The sequence below is a fragment of the Geodermatophilus sp. SYSU D00700 genome, from assembly GCF_054050255.1.
The window spans coordinates 1-11,015 of sequence record NZ_JBJGZA010000066.1 but is presented as its reverse complement, the minus strand read 5'-3'; the positions used below and the strand labels follow the sequence as shown (position 1 = coordinate 11,015).

Below are 11,015 nucleotides of genomic sequence, written 5' to 3'. Positions count from 1 at the left end.
CTCTGGTCGGGGGAGCCGGCGCGGGTGTCGGCACTGCCCGGGGCGGCGGTCAGGCGGGGGGTGCTCCCCGTGGGCCGGGGGCGGGGCCATCCCGCGGACGACCACCGAGGGGGACTCGCGGGTCCGTGCGCGGCGCGCCGATCCGGGTACCGCAGGTCCCGTGCAGCAGCAGGCCGCCGTGGCCGCCGCCGGCCGGCTGCGTCGGGCGCGCGCCGGCGCACTGGTGGCGTTCGTGATGACCGGGCTGGTCTCGGCGAGCTGGTTCGGGCGCATCCCCGCCGTCCAGGGACGGCTCGACCTCTCCGCCGGCGAGCTGGCCGTGGCCGTCCTCGGCGTCGAGGGCGGCGCGGTGCTCGGGCTGTCCCTCGGTGGCGCCCTGGCCACCCGGTGGGGCGGTCGCCGCGCCGCCCAGGTCGGGTTCGTGGTCTACGCACCCGGCGTCCTGGTGGCGGCGCTCGCCCCCGACCTCCTGCTGTTGACCTGCGGCCTGGCGGTCTGGGCCGCGGCGAACAGCGTGCTGGACGTCGCCCTGAACGTGCAGGGCGTCGAACTGGAGCGCCGGGCCGGCCGGCCGCTGCTGTCCGGGCTGCAGGCCGCGCAGGGGCTGGGCCTGCTCGCGGGCGCCGCCGGGGCCACCGCGGCCGCCGCGGCGGACGTGCCGCTGACGGCCCACCTCGCGGCCGTCGCCGCCACGGGACTGGTCGCGGGGCTGGTGGGGACGGCGCCGATGCTGCCCGCCGCCGCTCCCCCGCCGCGCGGCCGCAGCCGGTTCCGCCCGTCGGGGCAGCTGCTGCTCGTCGGCGCGATCGCGTTCTGCGCGTTCCTCGTCGACGGCGCCGCGACCAACTGGGTCGCCGTCTCGCTGGAGGCCGATCACGGCGCGGCGCCCGGAGCGGCTGCCGGCGGGTTCCTGGCGTTCACCGCCACGCTGGTGCTCGGCCGCGCCGTCACCGACCGGGTCCTGCTCCGCTGGTCCCGTGCCCGGCTGGTGCGCGGCTGTGGCGCCGTCGTCGTCCTCGGGACAGTCCTCGTCGTCCTCGCCCCCACCGGCGCCGTCGCGCTGGCCGGCTGGGTGGTGCTCGGCCTGGGGGTCGCGCCGCTGGCGCCCACCGTCCTCGGCGCCGCCCCCGACGCGCGGTCCCGCGCGACGGGTCGGAGCACGCCCCCGCCGGCCGCGATCGCGACCGTCACCACCATCGGCTACGTCGGGTCGTTCACCGGCGCACCGGCCATCGGCGCCCTCGCCGGGCTCGTCGGCCTGTCCCCCGCCCTGGCGCTGATGGCGCTGGCGGGGATCGCGACCGTCCTCCTCGCCCGGTACGTCCCGAGCGGTCGGCCGGTGGACGGCGGAGGGGCGCCCGGCTGGTAGACACAGGAGGTGGCTGCCTCCCGCGACGTGGACGAGTCCTTCCTGGCGCTCCCGCTCTCGGCGCTCACCGAGGCGGCGCTGACCCGGGCGGTCGACCTCGGCTGCGAGCACGCCGACCTGCGGGTGGAGCGGATCCGCACCCAGTCGATCACCCTGCGCGACGCGCGGCTGGAGGCGCTGGCCACCGGCGAGGACCTCGGGCTGGCCGTCCGCGTGGTGCACGAGGGCACCTGGGGGTTCGCCGCGGGCGTCGTCCTGACCGCGGCCGAGGCGGTCCGGCTGGCCGAGCAGGCGGTCGCGGTCGCGGAGGTGTCCGCGGCCCTGGCCACCGACCGGGTGGAGCTGGCGCCCGAGCCCCGGCACGAGGGGACCTGGGTGTCGGCCTACGACGTCGACCCCTTCGACGTCCCCGACGCGGAGAAGACCGCCCTGCTCACCGAGCTGTCGGAGCGGCTGCTGGCCGCCGACGGCGTCGAGCACGTCCAGTCGGGCTGCACGCACGTCAAGGAGCAGAAGTACTACGCCGACACCACCGGCACCCGCACCCGGCAGCAGCGGGTGCGCATCTCCCCGGAGTTCACCGCCCTGACCGTCGACCGGACGACGGGCGCGTTCGAGAGCATGCGGACACTCGCCCCGCCGGTGGGCCGCGGCTGGGAGTACCTGACCGACGGCCACTACGACTGGGACGGCGAGCTGGCGGAGATCCCCGAGCTGCTGCGGGAGAAGACCAAGGCGCCGTCGGTGGAGCCGGGCCGCCACGACCTCGTCGTCGACCCGTCCAACCTGTGGCTGACCATCCACGAGTCGGTCGGCCACGCCACCGAGCTGGACCGGGCGCTGGGCTACGAGGCCGCCTACGCCGGCACCTCGTTCGCCACCGTCGACGGGCTGGGCAGCCTGCGCTACGGCTCGGAGCTCATGCACGTCACCGGCGACCGCACCGTCGAGCACGGGCTGTCGACGATCGGGTGGGACGACGAGGGCGTCGAGGCGCAGCGGTGGGACATCGTCCGCGACGGCGTGCTGGTCGGCTACCAGGTCGACCGCAACACCGCGCGGCTGGGCGGGATGGCGCGCTCCAACGGCTGCGCGTTCGCCGACTCGCCGCGGCACGTGCCGGTGCAGCGGATGGCCAACGTCTCGCTGCAGCCGGCCGCGGACGGCCCCGACCTCGAGGGCCTGATCGGCGGGGTCGAGCGCGGCATCTACGTCGTCGGCGACAAGAGCTGGTCGATCGACATGCAGCGCTACAACTTCCAGTTCACCGGCCAGCGCTTCTACCGCATCGAGGGCGGGCGGCTCGCCGGGCAGCTGCGCGACGTCGCCTACCAGGCGACGACCACGGACTTCTGGGGCTCGATGCGCGCCGTCGGCGGCCCCTCCACCTACCGCCTCGGCGGGGCGTTCAACTGCGGCAAGGCCCAGCCCGGGCAGGTCGCGCCGGTCAGCCACGGCTGCCCGGCGGCGCTCTTCGAGGGCGTCACCATCCTCAACACGGTCCAGGAGGGCGGGCGATGAGCAGCCAGCTGACCGCACAGCAGCTGGTCGAGAAGGCGCTGGCGGCGTCGACCGCCGACGGGTGCGTCGTCTTCGTCGTGGAGAGCACCGAGGCGAACCTGCGGTGGGCGTCGAACAGCCTGACCACGAACGGGGCGATGCGCTCGCGCCAGGTCGTCGTCGTGTCGTTCGTCGACGGCGGCCAGGGCATGGCCACGGGCACCGTCGCCCGGACCGGCACGCCCGACGTCGCCGAGCTGGTGGCCGCGAGCGAGCAGGCCGCCCGCGACGCCGGGCCGGCCGAGGACGCCGTCCCGCTGGTCACCGAGGCCCCGCCGGGCAGCGGGGACTGGGACGCCGACCCCGCCGAGACCTCCATCGAGGTGTTCGCCGAGTTCGCGCCCGCGCTGGGCGAGGCGTTCGGCGCCGCCCGCGACCGCGGCGACCTGCTGTTCGGCTACGCCGAGCACGCCATGACCACCACCTACCTGGGCACCTCCACCGGCCTGCGGCTGCGTCACGACCAGCCCACCGGCCGGGTGGAGCTCAACGGCAAGAGCAGCGACTACGCCCGCTCGGTGTGGTCCGGCGTGGGGACCCGCGACTTCCGCGACGTCTCGGTGGCCGGCCTCGCCGCCGACGTCGAGCGCAAGCTCGGCTGGGCGCAGCGCCGCGTCGACCTGCCCGCCGGGCGCTACGAGACGGTGCTGCCGCCGTCAGCGGTGAGCGACCTGATGCTCTACGCCTACTGGACGATGGAGGCCCGCGACGCCGACGAGGGCCGCAACGTGTTCGCCCGCAAGGGCGGCGGCAACCGGATCGGTGAGCGGCTGGCCGCGCTGCCGCTGACCCTGCGCAGCGACCCGCACGCCCCGGGGCTGGAGGCGTCGCCCTTCCAGGTGGTGGGCGCCTCGTCGGGGTCGGCCAGCGTGTTCGACAACGGCATGGCGACGCCGGCCGTCGACTGGATCCGCGACGGCGTCCTCACCAACCTCGTGCGGCCGCGGGCGTGGGCGCTGAAGACCACCGCGCCGGCCGTCGCCGCCGTCGACAACCTCGTCCTCGAGTCGCCGGAGGGCACGGCCACCCAGGACGAGATGGTGGCCGCCACCGACCGCGGGCTGCTGCTGACCACGCTCTGGTACATCCGCGAGGTCGACCCGCAGACGCTCCTGCTGACCGGGCTCACCCGCGACGGCGTGTTCCTCGTCGAGGGCGGGGAGGTGACCGGCGCGGTGAACAACTTCCGGTGGAACGAGTCGCCGGTGGACCTGCTGGCGCGGATCACCCAGGTCGGCCGCACCGAGCGCACGCTGCCGCGGGAGTGGAACGACTGGTTCACCCGCGCGGCGATGCCCCCGGTGCGCGTGCCGGACTTCAACATGAGCTCGGTGTCGCCGGCCAGCTGACGCGGGCCCGGTGCAGGACTGCTCACGGGCGCGGCCTCGCCGGCGTTCCTCGTGCGTTGCCGGTGCCGCAGCGCCCGCACCGCGCGAGGAACCCCGGCAGTGCGCGGTGCCGGGTGAGCGCCCGCCCGTAGGGTGACGCCGGTCACGACGGGCGGGGCACCAGGAGGCGCGACGTGCGCGTCGGCATGCGGATCCGGTACGACGGCGGCTTCCGGCAGGTCGCGGAGGAGATCGGCGAGCTCGAACGCGCCGGCCTGCAGCTCGTCTCGGTCGCCGAGGCCTACAGCTTCGACGCCGTCAGCCAGCTCGGGTACCTCGCCGCGGTCACCGAGCAGATGGAGCTGACCAGCGGCATCCTGCAGGCCTTCACCCGCACGCCGACCCTGACCGCGATGACCGCGGCCGGCCTGGACATGGTCTCCGGCGGCCGCTTCACCCTGGGCCTGGGGGCCAGCGGGCCGCAGGTGGTCGAGGGGTTCCACGGCGTCCGCTACGACGCGCCGCTGGCCCGGCAGCGCGAGATCGTCGAGATCTGCCGGATGGTCTGGCGCCGGGAACGGGTCGTGTACGCCGGGCGCCGGTACACGATCCCCCTGCCGCCGGACCAGGGCACCGGCCTCGGCAAGCCCCTGAAGCTGGTCAACCTCCCCGTGCGCGAGCGGATCCCGATCACGATCGCCGCCATCGGGCCGAAGAACGTCGAGCTCACCGCCGAGATCGCGGAGGGCTGGGAGCCGATCTTCCTCGTCCCCGAGCGGGCGGCCGAGACCTGGGGCGCCGCGCTCGCCGCCGGCACGGCACGGCGGGACCCGGCCCTGGGCCCGCTCGACGTCCGCGTCGGCGTCCCCTGCGCGATCGGCGAGGACCTCGGCGACCTGCGCGAGCGCTCCCGGGCCGACCTCGCGCTCTACGTCGGCGGGATGGGCGCCCGCGGCAAGAACTTCTACAACGAGCTCGCCGTCCGCTACGGCTACGCCGAGGCCGCGGCCACCGTGCAGGACCTCTACCTCTCCGGCCGCCGGGAGGAGGCGGCCGCGGCGGTCCCCGCGGAGCTGGTCGCGGCCACCTCGCTGGTGGGTCCCCGGGCATGGGTGGCCGAGCGGCTGGCCGCACTCCGCGACGCCGGCGTCACCACGCTCGTCACCTCCCTCGTCCAGCCCGACCGCGCCGGCCGGCTGCGCACCGTCGAGCAGCTGCGGGAACTGGCGCAGGACCTGTGACCGGCGGGCCCCCGCGCGGCGTCGGCTAGCGTCCGGCCCCGGGCGCTCCGCCGTGGAGCGCGGCGAGGAGGCGTCCAGTGACCGAGGCGAGCGGGGCCGGCGTGCCCGAGGGCCTGACCGTGGCGGTGCTGGGAGGCACCGGCCCGCAGGGGCGCGGCCTGGCCCGGCGGTTCGCCGCCGCGGGCGTGCGGGTGGTCCTCGGCAGCCGGGACCCGGGGCGCGCCGCCGCCACCGCCGCCGACCTCGCGGGCGCCACCGGCGGCGAGGTCGCAGGCGCCGACAACCACGGCGCGGCCCGGGCCGGCGACGTCGTCGTCGTGGCGGTGCCCTGGGAGGGGCACGAGCACCTGCTGACCGCCGTGCGCGAGGAGCTCACCGGGAAGATCGTGGTCGACTGCGTCAACCCGCTCGGCTTCGACAAGCAGGGCGCCTACGCGATCCCGGTCGAGGAGGGCTCGGCCGCGCAGCAGGCCGCGGCGCTGCTCCCGGACAGCCGCGTCGTCGCCGCGTTCCACCACGTGAGCGCCGTCCTCCTCGAGAACCCGGAGGTGGCCGAGGTCGACACCGACGTCCTGGTGCTCGGGGACGACCGCGAGGCCACCGACCTGGTGCAGGCGCTGGCCGGTCTGGTGCCGGGCATGCGCGGGATCTACGCCGGCCGGCTGCGCAACGCCCGCCAGGTGGAGGCGCTCACGGCCAACCTGATCAGCGTCAACCGGCGGTACAGGGCGCACGCGGGGCTGCGGGTCACCGACGTCTGAGACGCCGGCCCACGCGTGAGGCGCCTGTGACGCACGACGACGAAACGGCGTGTCATACCGCAGGGGTGATGCCCTCAAACACGGTTCGCGGATTACTTTTCGGCGCAACCGCAGCAGGCCTCCGGGATCCCGGGGGTGTCGAGGGGAGCACCCGATGACCCGCACGCAGAAGCCCTCCGTGTTCCAGGTGGGCCAGATCTGGGACGACGGCCGGACGGTCGTCGTGTCCGGGTGGGGCATCGGTCTGTGCGCCTCCGCCTGCGCCTGCCACCGCTCGCCGCAGGGCGGGCACCTGTCCATCGACGAGGACCAGGCCGGCGGCACGCTGGGCCTGCGCTGCTTCGACGAGGACGGCTGCGACTGCTGCGAGCCGTGGACCGCGGACGAGCTGTCGGCCGTCCTGCGCGACCTGCAGCGGGTGTCCGGCCTCGACGCCCAGGAGCCCCTGGCCGGCTGATCGAAGGACCCCTCTGCCCCCACCGCTCGCACGCTCGCGGTGGGACCCTGCAGAGGGGCCGGTCCAGCACCTCACCTGCTCGGCGCGGGACCCTGGAGGGTGGCCGTTCCGGCACGTCACCACCGCCGGTCTTTCGGGGACGTCCACACGGGTACCGGCGCCGCATGCTGGGACGAGCGGCTGTGCGCGGTGCCCTGGCCGGACTGGCCGGCACCGCGGCGATGACCCTGGCCGAGAAGGCCGAGCAGCAGGTGACCCGGAGGCCGGACTCCTACGTGCCCGGGCGCACGCTGACCGCGCTGGCCACGCGGCGCCGTCTGCCCGGGTCGGCGCGCCCGTTCGTCCGCAACCACCTCATGCACTGGGGCACCGGTGCCGCCGTCGGCGCGCTGCGCGGCGTCTGGTCGGCCAGCGGGCTGCGCGGCTGGCGCGCCTCGGCCTGGCACACCTCGGTCCGGCTGGCCACCGACCAGACCCTCGAGAACGCCACCGGCGTCGGCGACCCGCCGTGGACGTGGTCCCGCCGCGACCAGGTCGTCGACCTCGCCGGCAAGGCGCTCTACTCCTTCGTCACCGGCGCGGTCGCCGACGCCCTCGTCCCGCTCGCTCCCGACCGGCGCCGCAGCATCGCCCCCTGACAGGACCGGCCCTCCCCGCGACGTACGGGGCGGGTGGGACGAACGGGACGCACGGGGTCCCGCCCGTCCCGATCACCGCGCGCCCTGCACACGCTCCGCTCACCACCTCCCTACGGTCCGTACCGACCAGAGCGGGCCGCCCGGCGAGGCGGCAGGGGGAGGCCGATCGTGCAGCGCAACCGGACGACGGGACGCCGCTGGACGGGTGCGGTCCTGGCCGCCACCGGCCTGGTGGCCCTCGTGCTCGTGCCCGGGTCGGCCGCCGCCGCGCCGTCGACCGCGGCGGAGGCCGAGCGGCTGGTGGAGGAGGCCGGCCGGCAGCTGACCACGCTCGACGAGCAGGTGCACCAGGCCGAGCTCGCCGTCACCGCCCAGCAGCAGGCCGCCGCCGACGCCGACCGCACCGCCGACGAGGCCGAGGCCACGCTGGCCCGCTACGAGCCGGCGATCCGCGCCATCGCCCAGAGCGGCTACACCGGCACCACCCGGTCCCGGGTGGCCGCGTTCCTCGGCAGCGACTCCGCCGACGACCTGGTCGCGCAGATGACGATGATCGACCTCATCGCCGACCACACCGACGGCGTCCTCACCGAGGTGGCCGCCGCGCAGGCCCGTGCGGCCGAGACCCGCGCCGCGGCGGAGGTCGCCGCCGCCGAGGCCACCGCGTCGCTGCGCACGCTGCAGGAGCAGCAGGCCCAGGTGCAGGAGCAGATCGACCAGTACGAGGCCGACTTCGCGCGGCTGTCGGCGGCCGAGCAGGCGCGGGTCACCGCCGCGCTGGCCGGGCCGGTCCTGGCCGCGCCGTCGGCCGCCGCGGCCACGGCCGGAGCACCCGGTCCCGCGGCCGCCACCGCCGTCGAGACGGCCCTCGCCCAGCTCGGCGACCCCTACGTGTGGGGCTCCTCCGGTCCCGACGGCTTCGACTGCTCCGGGCTGACCCAGTACGCCTACGCCGCCGCCGGGATCTCCCTGCCGCACTCGAGCCGGGCGCAGTCGACGATGGGGACGCCGGTGTCGCGGGCCGAGCTGCTGCCCGGCGACATCGTCTACTTCTACTCGCCGGTCAGCCACGTGGGCCTCTACATCGGCGACGGCAAGATGGTGCACGCCCGCACCTTCGGTCAGCCGGTCGCGGTGACCAGCGTCGACCAGGCGGGGTACCGCGGCGCCGTCCGCGTCGCCTGACGGAGGACCCCCGTTCCAGCACCTCGCCCTCAGTTCGGCCGGCGGCCCTCGGCGAGCATCTGCACGGCCGCGGCCACCCGCCGGGCCCGCGTGGCCGCGGTGGCGGCGGTGTGCACCCGGAACAGGACGGCGAAGCGGTTCTGCGAGTCGAGGGCGTCGAAGGCCGCCCGGGCGGCGGGCTCGGCGTCGAGCGCGGCGGCCAGGTCGTCGGGGACGGTGACGGTGGCCGGGCCGGCGTAGGCGCGCTCCCAGCGGCCGTCGGCCTGCGCGGCCGCCACCTGGGCCAGCCCCGCCGGGTGCATCCGGCCGGCCTCGACCAGCCGGGCGACGGCCTCGACGTTCCTCTGCGACCACACGCTGCGCGGCCGCCGCGGCGTCACGCGGATCAGGTAGGACCGCTCGTCGAAGCGGTTGGACCGGCCGTCGATCCACCCGTAGCAGAGCACCGACTCGACCAGCTCGGCGTAGGTCAGCGACGGGACGCCGGCGCCCTTCCTCGCCAGCTTCACGTACAGGCCGGGCGCGGTGGCGTGCTCGGCCTCCAGCCACTCCTCGAAGGCGGCCTGGTCGGGGAAGGCCAGCACGGGCAGGTCGGTCGGCACGGTCACGGGCGCCGATCCTGGCCGCGGTCCCGGGTGCCGTCCAGGGGTCGGGTGTGCTGGGGTGGGGCCGTGGCGGACAACTACATCGCTCAGCTGGACTTCGGCGCACCGGCCATCGACGACGAGGCGTTCGTCGCGCCGACGGCGGTGGTGGTCGGCGCGGTGACGATGGGCCCGCGCTCGAGCATCTGGTACGGCGCGGTCGCGCGCGCCGACCACGAGGTCATCGAGATCGGCGAGGGCTCGAACGTCCAGGACGGCAGCACGCTGCACTCCGACCCCGGCTTCCCGCTGGTCATCGGCCGCGGCGTGACCGTCGGCCACCGGGTCGTGCTGCACGGCGCGCGCGTCGACGACGACGTCCTGGTCGGCATGGGCAGCATCGTCATGAACGGCGCGCACATCGGCTCCGGCTCGATCGTGGCCGCGGGCGCCGTCGTCACCCAGGGCACCGAGGTGCCGCCCGGCTCGCTGGTGGCCGGCGTCCCGGCGAAGGTCATCCGGCAGGCCACCGACGACGACCTGACCCACATCCGGCTCAACGCGCAGAGCTACACCGAGCGGCTGCCCGCGGCGCGGAAGGTGCGGCCGGTGGTGCGCCGCCCGCTGCCCCCGGCCGGGCACATCCCGGGCGACGCCGCGGACTAGCGGAGGGCCCCCTGCGCAGGGGGCCGTTCCATCACCTCACCAGGTGCGCGACGGCGGCGCGCACCTCCTCCAGCGGCAGCGCCATCGTCGCGTCGCCGACGGCGAGCTCCACCCGCAGCACCGCCGGGTCGCCGGTGGCCGCCGGCGCGGGCCAGGTCCACAGCCCCTCCTCGGCGAGCTCGCGGGCGGCGTCCCGGAAGGCCTCGGGCGTCGTCTCGAGCAGCAGGTGCAGCATCGGCGTCTGCGGCGGGTCGGGCACCACCCGCACGCCGGGCAGGTCGCGCACGCAGCGCGCCACCTCGTGCGCCCGCTCCAGGTAGGCCGGCATCAGCGGCAGCCGCTGCCGCAGGCAGCTCAGCGCCGAGGCCGCGCCGGGCCACAGACCGAACAGCGTGCCGCCGAGCCGGTGCCGCCACTCGCGCACCTCGGCGACGGCGTCGGCCGGCCCGGCCAGGCAGCACCCTGCCAGCGCGCCGAGGCCCTTGTAGAAGCTGACGTAGACGGTGTCGAAGGGGGCGGCGAGGTCGGCCGGCGGCATCCCGTAGCCCGCGGCGGCCTCCCACAGCCGGGCGCCGTCGAGGTGGGCCACGGAGTGCACGTCGTGCGCCCACGCCGTCTGCTCCACGACGTCGTCCCACGGCGGCAGCTGCCCGCCGAGGTCCCGCTGGGGCAGCTCCACCACCAGCGCGGCCGGGGGCTCGGCGACGGCGTCGAGGTCGGCGCGCAGCAGCAGCCGGTTGCGGTCGCCGACCGGCCGCGGCACCAACCCGTGCAGCCGCTCGAGCGCCCCGCCCTCGTGCTGGAACAGGTGGCACTGGGGATGGGCGACGACGGTGCGCCGCAGGGTGCGCCCGGCGTGCACCCGCAGCGCCGCCTGCTGCGCCATCGTGCCGCTGGGCAGGTACACCGCCGCGGGCTTGTCCAGCAGGGCGGCCACCTCGTCCTCGAGCTCGGCGACGACGCCGCCGCTCCCGTACCGGTCGACCGCGGTGTCGGCGGGGACGGTGGCCAGCAGCTCCGCGGCCCGCACCGGCCCGTGTCCGGACAGCGCCCGGTCGCAGGTGGCGCGCAGCTCCTCGAGGTCGGTCACGCGCGCCAGTCTGCCGAGATCCCGTGATCTCGCCCGTCCGGGCCCCCGTGAGCGTCGCGTTCTCGCGTACTAGCCCCGGGAGGGGTAGCTGGTACGCAGGTGGCCACCTGCTACCCGCACACTGCGCCGCACGCGA

The 11,015-nt window shown here is 76.1% G+C and carries 11 protein-coding genes; 9 read left to right on the top strand and 2 right to left on the bottom strand.

The features are described from left to right. Positions 1–160 precede the first annotated feature (160 nt). From ACI79V_RS24090 to ACI79V_RS24055, 8 genes are all read left to right on the top strand, one after another. Complete coding sequence (locus ACI79V_RS24090; protein WP_456893425.1) at positions 161–1,369, top strand: hypothetical protein; 1,209 nt, start codon at positions 161–163, stop codon at positions 1,367–1,369. A 9-nt stretch (positions 1,370–1,378) separates the two neighbouring features. Continuing rightward, entirely contained in the window at positions 1,379–2,890 is a 1,512-nt protein-coding gene (locus ACI79V_RS24085) for a TldD/PmbA family protein (protein ID WP_456893423.1), read from the top strand. Continuing rightward, positions 2,887–4,278 carry a metallopeptidase TldD-related protein gene (locus ACI79V_RS24080; protein WP_456893421.1) on the top strand — a complete coding sequence of 464 codons (1,392 nt, stop codon included), beginning with the start codon at positions 2,887–2,889 and terminating at the stop codon, positions 4,276–4,278. Before ACI79V_RS24085 ends, ACI79V_RS24080 begins: the two co-directional genes overlap by 4 nt. 173 nt (positions 4,279–4,451) lie before the next feature. After that, positions 4,452–5,498 (top strand): LLM class F420-dependent oxidoreductase, encoded by a 1,047-nt coding sequence (locus ACI79V_RS24075; RefSeq protein ID WP_456893419.1) that lies wholly within the window; start codon positions 4,452–4,454, stop codon positions 5,496–5,498. Between the two features lie 77 nt (positions 5,499–5,575). After that, positions 5,576–6,259, top strand: coding sequence for an NADPH-dependent F420 reductase (gene npdG / locus ACI79V_RS24070; protein WP_456893418.1), 684 nt, complete (start codon positions 5,576–5,578; stop codon positions 6,257–6,259). 154 nt (positions 6,260–6,413) lie between these two features. Then, the gene (locus ACI79V_RS24065; RefSeq protein WP_456876943.1) at positions 6,414–6,716 is read left to right on the top strand and encodes a hypothetical protein; all 303 of its coding nucleotides are present in this window, start codon (positions 6,414–6,416) and stop codon (positions 6,714–6,716) included. 182 nt (positions 6,717–6,898) lie between these two features. Continuing rightward, positions 6,899–7,354, top strand: coding sequence for a hypothetical protein (locus ACI79V_RS24060; RefSeq protein ID WP_456893416.1), 456 nt, complete (start codon positions 6,899–6,901; stop codon positions 7,352–7,354). Between the two features lie 168 nt (positions 7,355–7,522). Beyond that, positions 7,523–8,539, top strand: a complete 1,017-nt coding sequence (locus ACI79V_RS24055) for a C40 family peptidase (RefSeq protein WP_456893414.1) — start codon at positions 7,523–7,525, stop codon at positions 8,537–8,539. Positions 8,540–8,568: 29 nt separating this feature from the next. Here ACI79V_RS24055 and ACI79V_RS24050 read toward each other — a convergent pair whose 3' ends face one another. After that, positions 8,569–9,147: a YdeI/OmpD-associated family protein gene (locus ACI79V_RS24050; RefSeq protein ID WP_456893412.1), complete on the bottom strand. Its 579-nt coding sequence runs from the start codon at positions 9,145–9,147 to the stop codon at positions 8,569–8,571. A gap of 63 nt (positions 9,148–9,210) precedes the next feature. Between ACI79V_RS24050 and ACI79V_RS24045 the strand changes: the two genes are divergently transcribed. After that, positions 9,211–9,789 carry a gamma carbonic anhydrase family protein gene (locus tag ACI79V_RS24045; RefSeq protein ID WP_456876939.1) on the top strand — a complete coding sequence of 193 codons (579 nt, stop codon included), beginning with the start codon at positions 9,211–9,213 and terminating at the stop codon, positions 9,787–9,789. Positions 9,790–9,820: 31 nt separating this feature from the next. On the opposite strand, the gene ACI79V_RS24040 is transcribed toward ACI79V_RS24045, so the two are convergent. Further along, complete coding sequence (locus tag ACI79V_RS24040; protein ID WP_456893410.1) at positions 9,821–10,879, bottom strand: threonine aldolase family protein; 1,059 nt, start codon at positions 10,877–10,879, stop codon at positions 9,821–9,823. Positions 10,880–11,015: the final 136 nt, after the last annotated feature.